This window comes from Sphingopyxis sp. (genome assembly GCF_036675685.1).
Lineage (GTDB): Bacteria > Pseudomonadota > Alphaproteobacteria > Sphingomonadales > Sphingomonadaceae > Sphingopyxis.
Window position 1 is genome coordinate 1 of record NZ_JAKFEM010000015.1, and the last position, 18,394, is coordinate 18,394.

Annotated in this window: 19 protein-coding genes and 1 pseudogene; 11 read left to right on the forward strand and 9 right to left on the reverse strand. The window is 64.9% G+C overall.

The window, feature by feature from the left end; translation table 11 throughout:
- From V6M50_RS06610 to V6M50_RS06620, 3 genes and pseudogenes are all read left to right on the forward strand, one after another.
- Nucleotides 1-104, forward strand: a pseudogene (locus V6M50_RS06610) (IS5/IS1182 family transposase); the annotation flags it as partial.
- Between the two features lie 130 nt (nt 105-234).
- On the forward strand, nt 235-936 hold the full coding sequence (locus V6M50_RS06615; RefSeq protein WP_332817765.1) for a hypothetical protein: 702 nt from the start codon (nt 235-237) through the stop codon (nt 934-936).
- A gap of 132 nt (nt 937-1,068) precedes the next feature.
- Nucleotides 1,069-1,497: a nuclear transport factor 2 family protein gene (locus tag V6M50_RS06620; RefSeq protein ID WP_332817766.1), complete on the forward strand. Its 429-nt coding sequence runs from the start codon at nt 1,069-1,071 to the stop codon at nt 1,495-1,497.
- On the opposite strand, the gene V6M50_RS06625 is transcribed toward V6M50_RS06620, so the two are convergent.
- From V6M50_RS06625 to V6M50_RS06640, 4 genes are all read right to left on the reverse strand, one after another.
- Nucleotides 1,498-2,049, reverse strand: coding sequence for a hypothetical protein (locus V6M50_RS06625; RefSeq protein WP_332817767.1), 552 nt, complete (start codon nt 2,047-2,049; stop codon nt 1,498-1,500).
- Between the two features lie 437 nt (nt 2,050-2,486).
- Nucleotides 2,487-3,557: a sensor histidine kinase gene (locus V6M50_RS06630; RefSeq protein ID WP_332817768.1), complete on the reverse strand. Its 1,071-nt coding sequence runs from the start codon at nt 3,555-3,557 to the stop codon at nt 2,487-2,489.
- Between the two features lie 256 nt (nt 3,558-3,813).
- Entirely contained in the window at nt 3,814-4,122 is a 309-nt protein-coding gene (locus V6M50_RS06635; RefSeq protein ID WP_332817769.1) for a putative quinol monooxygenase, read from the reverse strand.
- 23 nt (nt 4,123-4,145) lie between these two features.
- Nucleotides 4,146-4,955 carry a trypsin-like peptidase domain-containing protein gene (locus V6M50_RS06640; RefSeq protein ID WP_332817770.1) on the reverse strand — a complete coding sequence of 270 codons (810 nt, stop codon included), beginning with the start codon at nt 4,953-4,955 and terminating at the stop codon, nt 4,146-4,148.
- Between the two features lie 193 nt (nt 4,956-5,148).
- Between V6M50_RS06640 and V6M50_RS06645 the strand changes: the two genes are divergently transcribed.
- From V6M50_RS06645 to phoB, 6 genes are all read left to right on the forward strand, one after another.
- Nucleotides 5,149-6,210 carry a substrate-binding domain-containing protein gene (locus V6M50_RS06645; protein WP_332817771.1) on the forward strand — a complete coding sequence of 354 codons (1,062 nt, stop codon included), beginning with the start codon at nt 5,149-5,151 and terminating at the stop codon, nt 6,208-6,210.
- A gap of 180 nt (nt 6,211-6,390) precedes the next feature.
- Nucleotides 6,391-7,767, forward strand: coding sequence for a phosphate ABC transporter permease subunit PstC (gene pstC / locus V6M50_RS06650; protein WP_332817772.1), 1,377 nt, complete (start codon nt 6,391-6,393; stop codon nt 7,765-7,767).
- On the forward strand, nt 7,760-9,016 hold the full coding sequence (pstA, locus tag V6M50_RS06655) for a phosphate ABC transporter permease PstA (protein WP_332817773.1): 1,257 nt from the start codon (nt 7,760-7,762) through the stop codon (nt 9,014-9,016). Before pstC ends, pstA begins: the two co-directional genes overlap by 8 nt.
- A gap of 4 nt (nt 9,017-9,020) precedes the next feature.
- The gene (gene pstB / locus V6M50_RS06660) at nt 9,021-9,803 is read left to right on the forward strand and encodes a phosphate ABC transporter ATP-binding protein PstB (RefSeq protein ID WP_332817774.1); all 783 of its coding nucleotides are present in this window, start codon (nt 9,021-9,023) and stop codon (nt 9,801-9,803) included.
- A 28-nt stretch (nt 9,804-9,831) separates the two neighbouring features.
- A complete protein-coding gene (gene phoU / locus V6M50_RS06665) occupies nt 9,832-10,554 on the forward strand; it encodes a phosphate signaling complex protein PhoU (protein WP_332817775.1) in 723 nt (240 codons plus the stop codon).
- Complete coding sequence (phoB, locus tag V6M50_RS06670) at nt 10,554-11,252, forward strand: phosphate regulon transcriptional regulator PhoB (RefSeq protein ID WP_332817776.1); 699 nt, start codon at nt 10,554-10,556, stop codon at nt 11,250-11,252. Before phoU ends, phoB begins: the two co-directional genes overlap by 1 nt.
- Nucleotides 11,253-11,338: 86 nt before the next feature.
- On the opposite strand, the gene V6M50_RS06675 is transcribed toward phoB, so the two are convergent.
- Entirely contained in the window at nt 11,339-12,709 is a 1,371-nt protein-coding gene (locus V6M50_RS06675; RefSeq protein ID WP_332817777.1) for an OprO/OprP family phosphate-selective porin, read from the reverse strand.
- Between the two features lie 197 nt (nt 12,710-12,906).
- Between V6M50_RS06675 and V6M50_RS06680 the strand changes: the two genes are divergently transcribed.
- On the forward strand, nt 12,907-13,809 hold the full coding sequence (locus tag V6M50_RS06680; RefSeq protein ID WP_332817778.1) for an SDR family oxidoreductase: 903 nt from the start codon (nt 12,907-12,909) through the stop codon (nt 13,807-13,809).
- A 212-nt stretch (nt 13,810-14,021) separates the two neighbouring features.
- Complete coding sequence (locus tag V6M50_RS06685; RefSeq protein ID WP_332817779.1) at nt 14,022-15,092, forward strand: hypothetical protein; 1,071 nt, start codon at nt 14,022-14,024, stop codon at nt 15,090-15,092.
- Here the strand turns inward: V6M50_RS06685 and V6M50_RS06690 are convergent.
- The 4 genes from V6M50_RS06690 to V6M50_RS06705 all read right to left on the reverse strand — a co-directional run bounded on the left by V6M50_RS06690 (nt 15,070) and on the right by V6M50_RS06705 (nt 18,394).
- Nucleotides 15,070-15,417 (reverse strand): DUF2794 domain-containing protein, encoded by a 348-nt coding sequence (locus tag V6M50_RS06690; protein ID WP_332817780.1) that lies wholly within the window; start codon nt 15,415-15,417, stop codon nt 15,070-15,072. The two genes, V6M50_RS06685 and V6M50_RS06690, sit on opposite strands and share 23 nt — an antisense overlap.
- Entirely contained in the window at nt 15,417-16,130 is a 714-nt protein-coding gene (gene epsC, locus V6M50_RS06695) for a serine O-acetyltransferase EpsC (RefSeq protein WP_332817781.1), read from the reverse strand. Before epsC ends, V6M50_RS06690 begins: the two co-directional genes overlap by 1 nt.
- 83 nt (nt 16,131-16,213) lie before the next feature.
- Nucleotides 16,214-16,855 (reverse strand): hypothetical protein, encoded by a 642-nt coding sequence (locus V6M50_RS06700; protein ID WP_332817782.1) that lies wholly within the window; start codon nt 16,853-16,855, stop codon nt 16,214-16,216.
- Between the two features lie 123 nt (nt 16,856-16,978).
- Entirely contained in the window at nt 16,979-18,394 is a 1,416-nt protein-coding gene (locus V6M50_RS06705) for a pyruvate dehydrogenase complex E1 component subunit beta (protein ID WP_332817783.1), read from the reverse strand.

Below are 18,394 nucleotides of genomic sequence, written 5' to 3' on the forward strand. Positions count from 1 at the left end.
GCCGCCTGAAGGACTGGAGACGCGTCGCGACGCGCTACGATCGGTGCCCGAAGGCCTTCTTCTCTGCCGTGGCTCTCGCCGCAACCGTCATCTTCTGGCTCTGATCAATGAGTCCTGACCCTAATTGACAAGTCTTTTACACCCCTGCAAGTGACTCAAGGCCGCACTCTGCGGCTTGGGGGAAAATTGATGACTTACCTGAGGGGCGCGTCCGCTTGTGCGGTCGCTTTTGCTATGCTTTCGGTTTCGGTTCACGCGCAGGAAAGCGCCGCTCCGGCCGCCACTGCCGAACCGGCAGCCGTCGTCGAAACGACCGCTGCACCGGCCGCGGTTCCGGCGGTTGTCGCACCGGTGGTCGCCGTCGCGGCGCCGGCATCCGGCCTGATGCTGCCATCCTATACCGAAGTGATCCTGACGCCCGATGCCGAGGCGAACAGCAAGAAGCTGCGCGAGGGACACACCGTGCCGATGCACACCGTGTTCGACGTGATGCACAATGGCGTCGTCGTGATCCCGAAGGGCACGCGCGGCATGGGCACGGTGACCTGGCGCACGGGCAAGGGCGCGTTCGGCAAATCGGCGAAGATGGAGATCACCTTCAACGAACTGACGCTGCCCAACGGCCATCGGCTGCCGCTGGCGGGCATGCACCGCCAGGAAGGCGAAGGGAACACCGGCGCCGCGATCGGCGCGGCGATCGCGGTCGGCGTGTTCGGCGCGTTCGTGACGGGCAAGTCGGCGATCATCCCGAACGGCCAGCATCTGATGGCGCGGACGAACGAGCCGCTCGCTTATGCCATCCCGGCGGGCGCACGGATCGTGCCGACCGCCGAGGTGGCGCCGGCGGCCTCCACCGCGTCGATCGAAGCGCCCGCGCCCGCGGCGCCGGCCGCTCCGGCCGAGCCGGTCGCGGGCAGCACGCCCACCACCGACTAAGCGTATCGAACAATGGGCCCCGGACCTGGGTTCGGGGCCCCTTCTGTCTTGGCGGCGCGGTCGCTACCCGGCTGGAGAAAGCGCCCGTGACAGGCTAAGCTGTGCGCATGATATGCGGCGGGAGTTTCGGACATGCCCCTCGATTTTGCGCGCTTTGCCCTTCCCTGCGTCGCGGCGCTGCTCGCGGCTGCGCCTGCTCATGCGGCGCAGGCATCTTCTCCCGAGCAGGCGCTTGAAGCCCATTATGTCGGCGGCCTGCGGACCGGGCGGGTCGAAGAGCTGCAAAAGCTGTTCCTGCCCGATGGCCAGTTCTGCACTTTGCCCGAAGACAGCAGCGCGCCGGTCGGCTGCAAACCCTTCGCCGAAGTTCTCGCCAGCTGGGCCGCGCGCCCAGACCCGTCCGCGACTGGCCGCATCCTCGACCGCCGCGATGCGACGCCGTCGATGAGTGCGGTCACCTATGAACTGTATTTCGGCGGCGACCGCTACATCGACCAGCTGCTGCTCTATCGCACCGAGGCGGGGTGGCGCATTGTCGCCAAAACCACTGCAGTCCAGTAATCAGTGCCACACTGCCGAGAGCGGATAGAGCGCGATCAGCCAGACGAGGCAGGCGATGACGATCCGGCGGTCCTTTGCCGCGATTGCGAGGGCAGCAACGGGGAAGAAGGACCAGGTCAGGATGATCTTGCGCAGGCTGCCCGCGCCCGGCAGGCCGGTGAACGCCGCGGCGACGGCGATCAACGCAACGTTACAGAGGAAGATGCCGCCGAGCACCGTGCGCCGGTGCTTGTCGAAATGGGCATCGAGGTCGCTCCACTCGGCCGGGTCGTCGGGGAAGACGAGCGACGCGGCGACATAATAGATGGCGGTGACGACGAAGCCGCCGAACATCACCGGCCAGCCCAGCGGCAGCAGGCCGCGCAGCGCCCACCCGTACATCCAGAAGGTGACGACGTCGCACGACACGAACAGCCCGAGCAACGCGGTCGGCCAGCCGATCCGCACCCGGTGGCTCGCCTTCAGCGCGCGCGCCAGCCCGCCCAGCCCCTCGGCGAGCGCGAGGCCGAGGATCAGCCCGAACAGCGAAAAGATGAATTCGAACCCGCTCATATGCCCCCGCGCATCCCACTTCGTCACCCCGGGCTTGATCCGGGGTCCGTCGACCGGACCTATCGCAACTGAACCCCGGATCAAGTGGGGGAACAGCGGGCCGATGGACAATGATATTCCAAAGTTCAGGAAAGTTCAGCCTATGTCGCAGTAAAATGATACCCGCTCTGCGGTGAACATATATGCGCGTCCCGCCATAGCCGTGCCCGCACGCCGGGCAGCGACCGCCTTTGTCCCCATATCGAAAGAGCCGGGATGAAGGCTGGCACAGCCCGATAATGTAGGACAGCGGTTTTTCTGTTCTAGCTCCCCTCCCGCTTGCGGGAGGGGTTGGGGGTGGGCAGCGGCGTGGCAAACGCCCACCCCGCTGCGACTAGCGAACAAGTTCGCAAGTCTCGCCGCCCCTCCCGCAGGCGGGAGGGGAGAAGGCCACCCTCTCAAACCGCCGCGCTTTCCTTCGCGTCATTGGCGGCGACCTGCACAACCGACCGCGCCGCGTGGGTCAGCGACACCCGGGTGCCGGGCCCCGTATCCTCGACCGCGATGTCCGCCTTCAATTGCTTGGCGAGCGCCTGGACGATGCGCGTCCCCAGCCCGGCGCGCGCGCGTTCGGGGTCCTCGGCCATGCCGACCCCGTCGTCGGACACCGACAGCGTCCAGTCGTCGCCCTTCGCGGTATAGCCGACGACGACATGGCCGGGACGGCCGTCCGGAAAGGCGTGCTTGAGCGCGTTGATCACCAGTTCGGTGACGACCAGCCCCATGCTGACCGACATATCGCCGCCGATCGACACCGGGTCGACTTCGGTGGTCAGGGTGAGCTGGTCGGGGTCGAAGATCATCGACGCGCCGATGCTGGCGCACAGCTGCGCCAGATAGGGTTCGAGCTCGACATCGCTGGCGTCGGATTCGGCGAGGTGGCGTTGCAGCGTCGCGATCGACATCACGCGCTGGTGCGCATCGCTCAAATGGCCGCGCGCCTCGTCCGACTGCACCTTGCGCGCGCTCTGCATCAGGATGCTCGCGATGATCTGCAGGCTGTTGGCGACGCGGTGCTGCATCTCGTGGAGCAGCGCGGCATTGTCGTGGACCAGCTCGGTCTGGCGCTTTTCATTCTTCCGCACCTCGGTCACGTCGATCACGGTGATCATCATCCGCGTGTGGAGGCTGTCGCCATAGTCGAGCCGCTGCGCCTTCAGCACCAGCCGGCGCCGCCCGCCGAGGCTGGTTTCGATATCGACCTCATAGGCTTCGACCTCCGCCGCGCCGGAGAGCGTCGCGTCGATCAGCGAATGGAGCCGCGGCAAATCCCATTGCTGGTTGTCGAGATCATAGATGGAGCGGCCGGTGACGGTCGCCGGATCGATCCCGAACGCGGCGCAGAAACTGTCGCTCGCCGCGACGATCGCCAGCTTTTCGTCGAGCAGCAACAGCGGCGCGTCGGAGGCAAGCACCACCGCGAGCCCCAGCGTGCGGCCCAGATGGATAGAGGGGTGATCGGCAGCCATGCGGCGCGCCTTTCCGGGTCGACCCGGGCCGCGGGACGCGGCCTTGTCGGCAACCAAAATCGCGGGGCGAGCCTGATCGACGTCGCCGACCATTGCCCCGAAAGGTGGGTATAGCATGCGGGCGGGATGGGACGCGTATGAATTCGTAAAGCCCCTCCCGCTTGCGGGAGGGGTTTGGGGAGGGTCTGTAAGCCTTCCCGACAACCGGAACATGCCCTCCCCCAACCCCTCCCTAAAGGGAGGGGAGAAAGTGGCCCTACCCCATCAGCTTCGCGGTCACATCCTCGGCGGCATAAATCCGGATCACCGGCGGCTGCGGCGACAGCGCGCGCATTTCGGCGACGAAGGCGCCCGACGCGGGCACCGCGAAATGGGCGCGGACCGCGTCGATGCTCTCCCACTCCTCGACGAAGACGAGGCGGTCGGGCTGCTCGACATCGACATGACAGCGATGCCCCAGACACCCCGCCTCGCCGCGCGACCGCGCGCTATGCTCAGCGCCGAGCGCGATCATGTGCGCGGCGTTCTCGGGGGTCATGATGACGTGGCCGGTGATGAGGATCAAACCGGATACTCCCTGTCGGGCCGCTAGACGAAGTCATCGGGCACTCCATCGCTGATCAGTTCCCGGACATAACGCATTGGCCACACGATGCCAATCTGGGCAGCCATGTCATCGGCTCCACCAACCCTACCAGTGTAGACGCCAACGAGGCGGGTATACTCGCCGCCAGCGATCATGTTCTTGTTCTCGAAATGCGCAATGCCGCGGTTTCGTGCAATCACCAACGCACCCGACATTCCGTCACGTGAAGCAGTATCGACCAGCAGATGGCGCTTGCCGGGTTCCTCTAGCGTCGCATCGATATCCGTTGCAAGCGAGGCTCTTTTCCAGATCGGCAGACCAAACCGGTGCAAATTGCGCGGGTATCCAAGAATGAAAAGATCGGTGCCCACGTGCAGGATTAAAGGGCTATCGGTCAAAGCATTGGCTGGCGTGGTCATCGTATCGGCAGGCATCGCCTCATTGGGGACCCAAATGACGGCAAGGTCGATTTCCGCCGATCCAAGCGGATGGACGCGCCACATGGGATCGCCGCTTTCTGGGCCGTGGAGCCAGATCGTGATCGTGCCCTCGCCCAAATCGCGCATCAAAAGTGACACGGCGATCTTATTTGGCCGCGCACCTTTCTCTGGGTTCAGGGATCGCCGGGTTTCTGGATGTGTTCCCGTCAAACAATGCCAAGCGGTCACGACACCGAGCTGGTGCCCCTCCGCCCACAAGAAGCCTGACCCATGGGCAAGCACGAGATCATCACGCATCATTGTGAGTCGCACCGCAACGCTGGAATATGGGTCGATTTCGATCCTCTTCGGCGCTTTCACCGTGACATGCATATCTTATTTCTCTCCAGCAGCTTGGTCCCGCATCCTTAATCGTTCAGCTTCTATATGGCCACGCGCCGTACATGACACTTATATGACAATCTCTGTCACATACGCGTCACACAACTCCCCCAAATGGCAGCCAGCGAGTCGCTGCAGGGGTGGCGGCTTGGTTCGGTAACGACCCCTCTACAGGACAAATTCGATGGCTCAGAAATTCGCCCCCCGCGTTCTTGGTGCCGTCGGCGCCGCCGTGTGCGCGCTGGCGCTTTCCGCGTGTCAGGATCAGGCGTCTTCGGGCGGCGGTGCGCGCGATTATATCAGCGCGGTCGGTTCCTCGACCGTCTATCCCTTTGCCACCGCGGTCGGCGAGAAATTCGCCGAAGCGACGGGCAACAAGACGCCCAAGATCGACAGCACGGGCACCGGCGGCGGCTTCGAGCGCTTCTGCGCCGGCGTCGGCGGCGACACCCCCGACATCGCGAACGCATCGCGCCGCATCAAGAAGAAGGAATTCGACACCTGCGCCGCGAACGGCGTGAAAGAGATCGTCGAAATCCAGGTCGGCATCGACGGAATCGCGCTGGGCGAAGCGACCCGCGGCCCCGGCTTCAAGCTGTCGGAAGAAGATGTTTACAAGGCGCTCGCGGCCAACCCCTATGGCAAGCCCAACGAAGCGAAGACGTGGAAGGACGTGAACCCCGCCCTCCCCGCGGTCGCGATCTCGGTCTTTGGCCCGCCGTCGACCAGCGGCACGTACGATGCGTTCAAGGAACTGATCCTCGGCAAGGGCTGCGACGCCAATCCCGAGATGAAGGCGCTGAAGGACAGCGACAAGGAAAAGCACGAGGCGACCTGCACCGCGCTGCGCGGCGCGCCCTTCTATGTCGAGCAGGGCGAGAATGATAACCTCATCATCTCGAAGCTCGACAAGAACCCGACCAGCCTCGGCATCTTCGGCTTCAGCTATCTCGATGCGAACAAGGACAAGATCAAGGCCGTCCCGGTGCAGGGCGTCGCGCCCAGCTATGCCGCGATCGCCGACGGCAGCTATCCCGGCTCGCGCCCGCTGTTCATCTATGTGAAGAAGGCGCATGTCGGCGTCGTCCCCGGGCTCGCCGAATATGTCGCCGAGTTCCTGAAGGGCGCGGGCGAAGGCGGGTATCTGAACGCCAAGGGCCTGATCGTGTCGCCGAAGGACATCGCGGCGACCGCGGCGGCGAACGGCAAGGGCATGACCGCGCTCGACGGGTCGCAGCTCAAGTAAGTTTCCTCCCGCTGGTGGCCGGGCGGGGTTCGCTCGATCCGGCCACCGTCTTTTTTCGACGGATCGTCATTGCGAGGAACCCCGGACTTGATCCGGGGGACGCGGCAATCCAGAGTTTGCGTAAACCGCTCTGGATTGCTTCGCTCGCAATGACGAAGGTTTTGACCGGATGAAGATCTAGTGACCTTCAACGCCGCCGCCCTTTTGCTTTTGATCGCGGGTCTCGCGCTGATCGGCTGGCTGGCCGGCCGCGCGCGGTCGAGCCTGCTGGCGGGCCGCGCGGGCACCAAGCTGCATTCGCGCCCGCAATATCATGGCTGGTATGTCGCGCTGTGGCTGTTCGCCCCCGCGGCGCTTTTCCTGGCCGTGTGGGCCGCGGTCTCGCCCGGACTGATCACCAACCAGGTGCTCTCGAGCGAGGCGGCGCAGAGCCTGCCATCCTTCGGCTTCGAGCGCGGCGCGGTGCTGTCCGACGCGCGCAACGTCGCGCTGGGCAATCAGGACAAGGTGCGGATGCCCGCCGCGGCGGGGCTGGTGAAGCCTTACGCCGACGCGAGCCACAAATATGCGTGGATCGGCATCGCCGCGATGCTGGCACTGGCGCTCGCGGGCGGGCTCTACGCCTTCACGCGCATCCGCCCCGATTTCCGCGCACGGACGCGGGTCGAAAAGATCGTGATGCTGCTGTTGCTGCTCGCGTCGCTGGTCGCGATCCTCACGACCTTCGGCATCGTGCTGTCGCTGCTCTTTGAATCGATCCGCTTCTTCCGCCTCGTCTCGCCCGCCGAGCTGCTCTTCGGGACCAACTGGGCACCGACGAGCGGCGCGCCGGTCGACGATACGTTCGGCGGTATCCCGCTGTTCTGGGGCACGGTGCTGATCGGCGCGATCATCGCGATGATCGTCGCCATTCCGATCGGGATGATGACCGCGGTCTACCTCACCCAATATGCCGCGCCGCGCGTGCGCCAGTGGGTGAAGCCGATCCTCGAGATCCTCGCGGGCGTGCCGACGGTCGTTTACGGCTATTTCGCCGCGCTGACCGTTGCTCCTGCTTTGCGCAATTTCGCGGTGATGCTCGGCATTCCGAACGCCTCGACCGAAAGCGCGCTCGCCGCGGGTATCGTGATGGGGGTGATGATCATCCCCTTCGTCTCCTCGATGGCCGACGACAGCATCAACGCGGTGCCGCAGGCGATGCGCGACGGCAGCCTCGCCTTGGGGGCAACGCCGAACGAGACGATCCGCCAGGTGCTGATCCCCGCCGCGCTTCCGGGCGTGATGGGCGGCATATTGCTCGCGGTCAGCCGCGCGATCGGCGAGACGATGATCGTGGTGATGGCCGCGGGCCTGTCCGCCAACATGACCGCCAACCCCTTTGCCAGCGTCACCACGGTGACGGCGCAGATCGTCAAGCTGCTCACCGGCGACCAGGAATTCGACAGCGCCAAGACGCTCGCCGCCTTCGCGCTCGGCCTCGTCCTCTTCATCGTCACGCTGCTGCTCAACATCGTCGCCCTGCGCATCGTCAAAAAGTATCGCGAAGCTTATGAATAGGGAAACCGCCCCCACCGACTGGAAAGGCGCCGTGATGCAGAAGCGCATCGCGGGACGCTATGCCGCCGAACGCCGCTTCAGGCTGATCGGGCTGGGCGCGGTGCTGCTCTCGGGCGCTTTCCTCGCCTTCCTGCTGTTCGTGATGGTCGGCAACGGCGCGCGCGGCTTTACCTATACGCATGTCGCGGTGCCGATCGATTTCAAGGCAATGCCGCTGACGATCGACAAGTCGCGGCTCGGCGATGCCGATGCGGATCAGGTGATCGCGAACGCGGGGCTCGCCGACATCGTCGCCTTTGCCGCCGACGAGGCGCTGGGGACCGGCGGATCGGCGATGATCAGCGAAAATGCGTGGAAGGAAGTGCGCAGCGCGATCAAGGATGACCCGGAATTGCTGGGGAGCAAGACGGTGTTCGAACTGCCCGCCTCGTCCGAGGTCGACATGGCCGCCAAGGACGGCGGCAAGGGCGCGCTCGGCGCGGCGGTCGCGACGCTGAAGGCGGACGGCAAGCTGTCGACCGGCATCCACTGGCCCTTCTTCAGAAACGCCGACGCCACCGACCCCGCGGTCGCGGGCATCTGGGGGGCACTCAAGGGGTCGGTGCTGACGATCTTCATCGCCTTCCTCATCGCCTTCCCCACCGGGGTGCTCGCGGCGCTGTACCTCGAAGAATATGCGCCGAAGAACCGCTGGACCGACCTCATCGAAGTGTCGATCAACAACCTCGCCGCGGTGCCGTCGATCATTTTCGGCCTGCTCGCGCTCGCGGTGTTCATCAACTGGTTCGGCCTCTGCCAGGCGAGCCCGCTCGTCGGCGGGCTGACGCTCGCGCTGATGACGATGCCGGTGATCGTGATCGCCAGCCGCAACGCGATCAAATCGGTACCGCCGTCGATCCGCGACGCCGCCTTGGGCGTCGGCGCCAGCCCGGTGCAGGTTGTGTTCCACCATGTCCTGCCGCTCGCGCTGCCCGGCATCCTCACCGGCACGATCATCGGCATGGCGCGCGCGCTGGGCGAGACCGCGCCGTTGCTCCTCGTCGGCATGCGCGCCTTTATCGGCGACGTTCCGGGCGGCATCTGCTCGCCGTCGACCGTGCTGCCGATGCAGATCTTCCTCTGGTCGGACGAAGTCGACCGGGGCTTTGTCGAGAAAACCTCCGCCGCGATCATCGTGCTGCTTGTCGTGCTGCTGTCGATGAACGCCTTTGCGATCTATCTTCGCAACAAATTCGAAAAACGCTGGTGACCCCATGACCCAAGACGATCTTACCATCGCCGACCCCAAGATGAAGGCGCACGGCGTCAACGTCTTCTATGGCGAGAAACAGGCGATCAACGACGTGTCGATCGACGTCGGTACCGACCTCGTCACCGCCTTCATCGGCCCGTCGGGTTGCGGCAAGTCGACCTTTCTGCGTTCGCTGAACCGTATGAACGACACCGTCGCGAGCGCGAAGGTGACCGGGCAGATCGAACTCGATGGCGAGAATATCTATGCGCCGTCGATGGACGTCGTCCAGCTGCGCGCGCGCGTCGGCATGGTGTTCCAGAAACCGAACCCCTTCCCCAAGTCGATCTATGACAATGTCGGCTATGGCCCGCGCATCCACGGCCTTGCGCCGAACAAGGCCGACCTCGACGTCATCGTCGAACGCGCGCTGGTGCGTGCCGGCCTGTGGGACGAGGTCAAGGACCGCCTTCAGGAAAGCGGCACCGCGCTGTCGGGCGGCCAGCAGCAGCGCCTGTGCATCGCACGCGCGATCGCGGTCGATCCCGAAGTCATCCTGATGGACGAGCCCTGCTCGGCGCTCGACCCGATCGCGACCGCAAAGATCGAGGAGCTGATCCACGAATTGCGCGGCAAATATGCTATCGTGATCGTCACGCACAATATGCAGCAGGCAGCCCGCGTGTCGCAGCGCACCGCCTTTTTCCACCTCGGGACGCTGGTAGAGTACGGCAAGACAACCGACATCTTCACCAACCCGAAGCAGGAACGCACCAAGGATTATATCACCGGCCGCTACGGCTAAGCCCAGCGACCGAACAAGGACGAAGTAGATGGCAGTAGTCAACGATCACACCGTCAAGGCATTCGACGAGGATCTGAACCGCCTGCGCGGGCTGATCAGCGAGATGGGCGGCCGCGCCGAACAGGCGCTGCTCCAGGCGATGAATGCGCTCAATAACGGCGACCTCGAGCTCGCGGCGCAGGTAGTGCGCGACGACAAGAAGATCGACGCGCTCGAAGCCGAGGTCGAGCAGCTGACCGCGCAGACGATCGCACTGCGCGCCCCGATGGCCGACGATCTGCGCGAGATGATCGCGGCGCTGAAAATCGTCTCGGTCGTCGAACGTATCGGCGATTATGCGAAGAATATCGCCAAGCGCGTCGCACTGATGGACCAGACGCGGTCGATCGAGGCGATCCCGCTCTTGATGTCGATGTCGTCGATCGTCGCCGAACTGATCCACGACGCGCTCGACAGCTTCGCCGCACGCGACGCCGAACTCGCGGTGCGGGTGACCGTCCGCGACAAGAATGTCGACGATTTCTACAACAGCATCTTCCGCACCCTCGTCACCTTCATGATGGAAAATCCCAAATACATCACCGAGAGCGCGCACCTGCTGTTCGTTGCCAAGAACCTCGAACGCATGGGCGACCATGCGACCAACATCGCCGAGATGGTCTATTATGTCGTGACCGGCGAGCGGATGGAGGAACGCGAGCGCGGCGAGACCCCCGAGGGCGCCGCATCGGCGGAGCAGGAGCAAGGCTGATGCCGCAGCCCGACCTGCTGCTCATCGAGGATGACGAGGCAATCGCCGAGCTCATCGTCTGGCATTTCGCACGCGAGGGGTTTTCGGTCCGGCAAACGCCGGACGGCGAGCAAGCGCTCGTCCTGGTCGAGGAACGCGTCCCCGACATCGTCCTGCTCGACTGGATGATCGAGAGCCTGCCGGGCATCGAGGTCTGCCGGCGCCTGCGCCGCAACCCCAAGTCGGCGAACGTCCCGATCATCATGCTCACCGCGCGCGGCGAGGAAGAGGATCGCATCCGCGGCCTCGAAACCGGCGCCGACGATTATGTCACCAAGCCGTTCAGCCCGCGCGAACTCGTCGCGCGCGTGTCGGCGGTGCTCCGCCGCCTGCGCCCGGCGCTCGCCGGCGAATTGCTGACCTATGCCGACATCGAGCTCGATTCGGTCGCGCACAAGGTCATCCGGAACGCACAGACGGTCGCGATGGGGCCGACCGAGTTCCGCCTGCTGCGCCACTTCATGGAGCATCCGGGCCGCGTCTTTTCGCGCGGGCAATTGCTCGATAGCGTCTGGGGCCAGGACAGCGACATCGAATTGCGTACGGTCGACGTCCATATCCGCCGGCTGCGCAAGGCGATCAACCTGCCGGGCACGACGGACATCATCCGCACGGTGCGGTCGGCGGGTTATGCGCTGGACTCCGGCAAGAGCGTCTAAATATATCTTCGTCATTCCCGCGAAAGCGGGAACCCAGTTCTGCCGTTGCTCCTGGATTCCCGCTTTCGCGGGAATGACGAGCTTTCTTAAAAATCGATCTGCGTCCGCAGCCCGAACGTATCGGCCGTATAGCTGCGGTCGCCCGTCGCGGTGGCGATGCGGGCGTCGCTCAGCCACAGCTTGCCGTAGTTGGCGGTGATGCGGATATAGTCGATCGGCGCCCAGACGATCCCCAACAGCGCGGTCTTTTGCCGTCCGCCGACCAGCCCGGCATCGTTGAGGTCGAGATAGTCGTAGCGCGCATTGACCTCGATCGCGCCGATGCCGCCCGCGGTGATCGGCTTCGACGGCTTCAGCCGGTCGAACGCGCCGTCCTTGTAACCGCGCGCATCGCCGGGGGTCAACACCATGCCGACTTCGGCATAGCCGCCGAAGAAGGTCGGGTCGGCGACGCTGGACCGCTTGACGGTCTGCCAAAAGCCTTCGCCCGCGGCATGGAACGGCCCCACGAGCACGGCGCCTTCCAGCCCCATGCCGCGTTCGCCGGTCGCGTCGCGAAGCCCCGTGTCGACGAGGCGGACGTCGGTCGTGTGCGCAAAGGGCCGCGCGCGATAGCGGATGGTCGCAGCAGGGTCGTTCATGTCGCGCCAGTGCGCCGATCCGCCAAGGTGAAGCTGCGCCTTGCCGATCTTGGGCATCCACACCGCGCGGCCGTCAAAGCCAATGCTGTTGTTGGAATCGTCGAGCAGGTCGTTGGCATTGTCGCCGAACACGCCCGCCTGCACGAGGACTTCCTTGCCCTTATACTGCGCCGAGAGACCGACGCGGCGCTCGAAGCCGAACGCCTGGGTAAAGGCGGCGCGTTCCATGAAGCTGGTGAACAGGTCGCTCGTCATCTCGTCGAGCGACCAGAAGGGCTTGAGCTGGCCGACGGTGACCGAAAGCGGCCCCGGACCATAGGTGAAATAGACGTCGGTCATTTCGATCGCGTTGTTCGCCATGTCGGCTTCGACGCGATAAGAAATGCCGCCCGGTATTTTCCCGTCGACGCCCAGATAGACGCGGCGGAATTCGGTCTTCAATCCGCCGCGCGGGCCAGTGACCCCCGCCGGGGTGTCGACGCCCGCAAGGTCGATCTGCACGCGCCCACGCGGCTTGAAGCTCCAGCCGTCGGCGGTCTTGATCTCGGGGGCGCCCTTCCAGCTGATTTCGGTCGCGGGCTTTGCGGTGACCGGCGGCGCGGTCGGCGCCGGTGCGGGCGTGGCTACCGGGGCGGGCGCCGGCGCCACTGTCGCGGCGTCGAGCCGCGCCTCGAGCGTTTCGACCTGCCCGCGCAGTGCCGCGATTTCGGCGCGCAGCGCGGCCGCCTCCTCGGCGGTCATCGCCTGGGCGTGCGCCGCGGTCGGCAGGCTGAACATCGACGTCGCCAGCAGGGCGGTGGTCAGGGCGTAGCGCATGAGGGGTTGCTCCGTTGCGAAGGGTGACAATCTGGTGGCGCTGATATGACGCATAGATGACAGATACGCGTCATTATCATGACATTTTTGTTGCGCCGGGCATTTAGCTCACCCCTTGCCAGCAAAGCCCGAACGGCTAAGGACGTTCCAGTTTTTTCGGGCAACCTTTCATGGGATGCCCTGTTCAGGAGACCATCATGACGATCAAGTTTGACGGGCGTGTTGCAATTGTTACCGGCGCCGGCGGCGGTCTTGGCCGCGCTTATGCGCTCGAACTGGCCCGCCGCGGCGCAAAGGTGGTGGTCAACGACCTCGGCGGATCGCGCGATGGAACGGGCCATTCGGACGCCGCGCTGCAAGTCGTCGAGGAAATCCGCACCGCGGGCGGCACCGCTATGTCGAACGGCGGCAGCGTCACCGAATACGACCAGATGGTCGAAATGGTGGCCAGGGCGAAGGAAGAATGGGGCGGCGTCCACGTCCTGATCAACAATGCCGGCATCCTGCGCGACAAGAGCTTCGCCAAGATGGAGCCCCAGGATTTCGACCTGGTGCTCAAAGTCCATGTCAGCGGCAGCGCCAATGTCACCAAGGCGTGCTGGGACCTGATGCGCGAACAGGCCTATGGCCGCATCCTGATGACCGCGTCGTCGACCGGGCTCTACGGCAATTTCGGCCAGGCCAATTATGGCGCGGCGAAGCTCGGCCTCGCGGGCCTGACCAAGACGCTCCACCTCGAAGGCGCGAAGTACAACATCCGCTGCAACACGATCGCGCCGGTCGCCGGCACGCGCATGACCGAGGACATCTTCCCCGCCGAACTGTTCGAAAAGTTCACGCCCGAAAACGTCGTCCCCGCCGCGCTCTACCTCGTCAGCGAGGATGCCCCGACCAACATGATCGTCGGCGCGGGCGCGGGCGCCTATCACGCCGCTTTTGTCACCATGACTCCCGGTGTCGCGCTGCCCGAAGGCGAGCGCACCCCCGAGGGCGTCGCCGCGGCGTGGGAGAAGATCATCGACCGCAACGGCGAAATCGTCCCGCAGTCGGGCAGCGAACAGTCGATGAATGTCATGAAGGCATTGATGGCACTGGGCTGAGCAACATCGCCTTTACTCTATCGTCACCCCGGACTTGATCCGGGGCCTGCCTGCTTTGAAAGAAAAGGCGGGTGCCGGGTCAAGCCCGGCATGACGAAGACAGGCGCCATAGCAAGGCGCCTTTCGTTAAAGTGCTACACTGTATTGACACAGCAACACGCCTATGCGAAGTAGGTGGCGGGGCAAGGGGATCGGACAGAAGGACGACCCCGATGTATAGTGAAAGCGACCTGCAAGCTGCGGTCGATGCGAAGGTTTTGACACCGGAAGCCGCCACGGCGTTCCGGTCGCACATCGCGTCGGTCCGTGCCGCCCCCGGGGCGGACGAGGAATCATTCCGCCTCATCACCGGCTTCAACGATATTTTCGTCAGTATTGCCGCGGTGATCCTGCTCATGGCGGTCGGATGGATCGGCGCGTCGATCCACCCCGCGCTCGGCGGCGCCTTCGTTGCCGCCTCGGCGTGGTTCCTCGCCGAATATTTTACCCGCCAACGCCGCATGGCGTTGCCCAGCATCGTCCTTGTCCTCGCCTTTTCGGGCGGCGTCTTTGCGACGATGGTCGGCTTCCTCGTCGAACATGGCGAGACGATCTTCGGCGAAGACCCTGGCGAAACGGTCGGTGCGATCCTGATCGGGTCGATGGCGCTGATCACCGCCGCGGCGACATGGCTCCACTGGAAGCGTTTCATGGTGCCGATCACCGTTGCCGCCGGCACCGCCGCCCTCGCCGCCACCGCGGTCGCGCTGGTACTCGCCATCATCGGCGTTTCGACCTCGCCCGATCTCGTCATGGCACTGGTGCTTGTGGCCGGGCTCGGCGTCTTCGCGCTCGCGATGTGGTGGGATCGCAGCGACCGGGTGCGCCAGACGCGGCGTAGCGATGTCGCCTTCTGGCTCCACCTGCTCGCCGCGCCGATGATCGCGCACCCGATCTTCCATCTGCTCGGCGTCACGCAGGGCGACAATATCGGCAGCGCCGCCGCGGTGATGGTCGTCGGCATCTATGTGCTGTTCGGGCTGATCGCGCTCGCGATCGACCGCCGCGCTTTGCTCGTCTCGGCGCTCGCCTATGTGCTGTTCGCGATGACGCAGCTATTCCGCGAGTTCGGCGCGGTCGAGCTTAACGTCGCGCTGACGGCGTTCGTGATCGGTTCGGCGCTGCTGCTGCTTTCGGCCTTCTGGCAGAATGCGCGGGCGGTGGTCGTTGGCTTCCTGCCCGACAATCTGGCGAACCAGTTGCCCGCAACGACGCGGACAATCAGTCCGATACCAGCTTCATAAGCTTGCGTTCGACGGGGGCGAGCACATTGGAAAGCTCGTCCCCGCGCTTCAAGACCGCCCCGGCTTCGGAGACAAGGGCCCACATGCCCTGCCGGCTCCGCAAGGCGGGGCGTTTTTCTATGCGATATTCGGGGCGCTCGGCGGCGCGGCGAAAGGCCGAGAAGATCGCAGCGTCGCGGTGGAAATCCATCGCATAATCGCGCCAGTGACCCGCTGCGACCATGCGGCCGTAAAGATCGAGGATGCGCATCAATTCGGGGCGCTCGAAACCGGTCTGCTGCGGGACCGTCCTGGTCGCGAACGGCAGAGGTGTCACCGTCCCCATCAGGCGCTGTTCCGGCTCCCTTTGCGGCGCGGGGCGTCATCCTCCGCGGCGGCATCGCGCTCATCGAGCAGTTCGCGCAGCTGCTTCTGCAGCAGATCGAGCTGGCACTGCAGCAATTCGACCCGCTGCGTCGCGGGGTCGAAATTCTCGCTGCACGGCGTGCCATAGGGCACGAACTCGCGCGCATATTCGCTGGCATCGAGCAAGGTCGAGCGCGCCGGGATGCCGACCATCACCGCGCCCTCGGGCACGTCCTTGGTCACCACGGCATTCGCGCCGACGCGCGCGCGCGCGTTGACGGTGACGGGTCCCAATATCTGCGCGCCGGATCCCACAATCACGTCATCCGCGAGCGTCGGATGGCGCTTGCCGCCAATGCCGTTAGCGGGATCGGTCCCACCCAGCGTCACGCATTGATAGATGGTGACATTATCGCCGATCTCGGCGGTTTCGCCGATGACGGTAAAGCCATGATCGATGAACAGGTGGCGGCCGATCCTGGCGCCCGGATGGATGTCGATCGCCGTAAACCAACGCGACAGGTGATTGACGAAGCGCGCGAGGAAGAACAATCGCGCCTCGAACAGCCAATGCGCGATGCGGTGCATGCCGACCGCGACGATACCCGGATAGAGAAGGATTTCCCAACGCGACCGCGGCGCGGGATCGCGCGCCTTGATCGAATCGAGATAGGCGACCAGCCCGTTGAACATGCAATGTCCCCTGCGACCCTATTTTGTACCGGACAAGATAGATGTTCGGGCGCGGTATTTCCACCCCCGGCGCGTTTTTATCGTCAGCGGCCGAACAGGCCGAGCCGGAACAGCAGCCATCCCTCGCTACGCCAGCGCCGTTCGCCGTCGTTTCGCGCAATCGCGGCGGCCCAGCGATCGAGCATCAAGAGTGCGCGGTTTCCGGCAAAAAGCCTGCCCGGCGCGGGTTCGCAGGCGCGCGCGTCGGCGAGCAGCCGGCGCGCCTCCGCCTCGCGCTCCTGGACGCCGGCGCCCCAGAGCAGGCCCCAGCGCCGCCCGCCAGCCGCATCGCCCCCCGACAAGGCAAAGAGCCGCGTGCCAAAGCTTTCGGCAGCAGTGCGCCGATCCTGCCCGGATTCGGCGAGCAGCATCGCTTCGGCCGCATCGATCAGCCCGTCGAGCCCGCCCTGCTCCGCCCAGGTCGCGCTCAACTCAGCCAGCAAAGGTTCGCCCTTGGGCAGCCCGGCGGGATCGGTCGCGAGCATCGCCGCCATGTCGCGCCACCACGCAAGCTTGATCTGGCCGATCAGCGGTTCGCGCGCATCGACCAGCAGCTTGGTCAACCGCGCCGCCAGCGCCCAGAGCCCCGCCATGGCCGCGCGCCGCGCGCGCGGCACGGCGACCATCACGCGCGGATCGCGCATATCGGGGTAGAAGCTGGTTACGAGGGCGTCGTCGGTCGTCATGCGCAGGAAGCGCTAGCACCCCACCATCGTCATTGCGAGCAAAGCGAAGCAATCCAGAGCGGCCTCACCCAGCCCCTGGATTGCCGCGTCGCTTCGCTCCTCGCAATGACGAGGTAAAAGAGATCAGGCGCGATTGCGGACTGCCTTCACCGCTGCAACCACGCGCGGCGTGTCAATCAGTGCCATCTTTTCGAGGTTGTGCGCATAGGGCAGCGGCACATCCTCGTTGCACACGCGCATCACCGGCGCATCGAGATCGTCGAAGCCATGCTCCATCGCGACCATCGCGAGTTCGCTGGCGATCGAACAGGTCGGCCAGCCTTCTTCGACGATGACGAGATGGTTGGTCTTCTTGAGGCTGGCGAGCACGGTCGCAGTGTCGAGCGGGCGCAGCGTGCGCAGGTCGATGACCTCGGCGTCGATACCCTCACCCGCCAGCTGGTCGGCGGCCTCGAGCGCGAGCCCGACGCCGATCGAATAGCTGACGATGGTAACGTCGCTGCCAGCGCGCATGATCCGCGCCTTGCCGATCGGCAGGACAAAATCATCGACCTCGGGAACATCGAAACTACGGCCGTAAAGCAGTTCATTTTCAAGGAAAACAACCGGGTCTTCGGTGCGGATCGCAGCCTTCAGCAGCCCCTTGGCATCGGCGGCGTCATAGGGCGCGATCACGATCAGGCCGGGGACGCTGGCGTACCAGGGTGCATAATTCTGGCTGTGCTGCGCGCCGACGCGCGCCGCGGCACCGTTCGGACCGCGGAAGACGATCGGACAGCGCATCTGGCCGCCCGACATATAGTTGGTCTTCGCCGCCGAGTTGATGATGTGGTCGATCGCCTGCATCGCGAAGTTGAAGGTCATGAACTCGATGATCGGACGGAGGCCGCCCATCGCGGCCCCGGTGCCGAGCCCGGCAAAGCCATATTCGGTGATCGGCGTGTCGACCACGCGCTGCGCGCCGAACTCGTCGAGCAGGCCCTGCGTCACCTTGTACGCGCCCTGATATTCGGCGACTTCCTCGCCCATCACGAAGACGCGGTCGTCGGCACGCATTTCCTCGGCCATCGCATCGCGCAGCGCTTCGCGCACGGTCAGGCGGACCATCGCGGTGCCTTCGGGGATTGCGGGGTCGGACGCGCGCTCGGCAGCGGCGGGCTTCTCAGCCTTCTCTTCCGTTTGCCCTGAGCTTGTCGAAGGGCCGCTCTTTTCTTGCTCCGTCGCAGAAGAGGAGGACGGTGCTTCGACCGGCTCAGCACGGACGGATGTGGGAGCAGGACTTGGTGCCGCTTCCTCGCCCTCACCCGTGATCGTCGCGATCACGGTGCCGACTTTCACATTGTCGGTGCCCTCGGCGACCAGAATCTGGCCGATCGTGCCTTCGTCGATTGCTTCGAACTCCATCGTCGCCTTGTCGGTTTCGATCTCGGCAAGAATGTCGCCCGACTTCACCGTGTCGCCTTCCTTGACGAGCCACTTGGCGAGCGTGCCTTCTTCCATCGTCGGCGACAGCGCCGGCATCTTCAATTCGATGGCCAT

Excerpts from the sequence above, each read along its gene's own strand:
- V6M50_RS06615 (WP_332817765.1), top strand. The coding sequence starts at position 235 with ATGCTTTCGGTTTCGGTTCACGCGCAGGAAAGCGCCGCTCCGGCCGCC.
- V6M50_RS06620 (WP_332817766.1), top strand. The coding sequence starts at position 1,069 with ATGCCCCTCGATTTTGCGCGCTTTGCCCTTCCCTGCGTCGCGGCGCTG.
- V6M50_RS06625 (WP_332817767.1), bottom strand. The coding sequence starts at position 2,049 with ATGAGCGGGTTCGAATTCATCTTTTCGCTGTTCGGGCTGATCCTCGGC.
- V6M50_RS06630 (WP_332817768.1), bottom strand. The coding sequence starts at position 3,557 with ATGGCTGCCGATCACCCCTCTATCCATCTGGGCCGCACGCTGGGGCTC.
- V6M50_RS06640 (WP_332817770.1), bottom strand. The coding sequence starts at position 4,955 with ATGCATGTCACGGTGAAAGCGCCGAAGAGGATCGAAATCGACCCATAT.
- V6M50_RS06645 (WP_332817771.1), top strand. The coding sequence starts at position 5,149 with ATGGCTCAGAAATTCGCCCCCCGCGTTCTTGGTGCCGTCGGCGCCGCC.
- pstA (WP_332817773.1), top strand. The coding sequence starts at position 7,760 with ATGAATAGGGAAACCGCCCCCACCGACTGGAAAGGCGCCGTGATGCAG.
- pstB (WP_332817774.1), top strand. The coding sequence starts at position 9,021 with ATGACCCAAGACGATCTTACCATCGCCGACCCCAAGATGAAGGCGCAC.
- phoU (WP_332817775.1), top strand. The coding sequence starts at position 9,832 with ATGGCAGTAGTCAACGATCACACCGTCAAGGCATTCGACGAGGATCTG.
- phoB (WP_332817776.1), top strand. The coding sequence starts at position 10,554 with ATGCCGCAGCCCGACCTGCTGCTCATCGAGGATGACGAGGCAATCGCC.
- V6M50_RS06675 (WP_332817777.1), bottom strand. The coding sequence starts at position 12,709 with ATGCGCTACGCCCTGACCACCGCCCTGCTGGCGACGTCGATGTTCAGC.
- V6M50_RS06680 (WP_332817778.1), top strand. The coding sequence starts at position 12,907 with ATGACGATCAAGTTTGACGGGCGTGTTGCAATTGTTACCGGCGCCGGC.
- V6M50_RS06685 (WP_332817779.1), top strand. The coding sequence starts at position 14,022 with ATGTATAGTGAAAGCGACCTGCAAGCTGCGGTCGATGCGAAGGTTTTG.
- V6M50_RS06690 (WP_332817780.1), bottom strand. The coding sequence starts at position 15,417 with ATGGGGACGGTGACACCTCTGCCGTTCGCGACCAGGACGGTCCCGCAG.
- epsC (WP_332817781.1), bottom strand. The coding sequence starts at position 16,130 with ATGTTCAACGGGCTGGTCGCCTATCTCGATTCGATCAAGGCGCGCGAT.
- V6M50_RS06700 (WP_332817782.1), bottom strand. The coding sequence starts at position 16,855 with ATGACGACCGACGACGCCCTCGTAACCAGCTTCTACCCCGATATGCGC.
- V6M50_RS06705 (WP_332817783.1), bottom strand. The coding sequence starts at position 18,394 with ATGGCCATCGAATTGAAGATGCCGGCGCTGTCGCCGACGATGGAAGAA.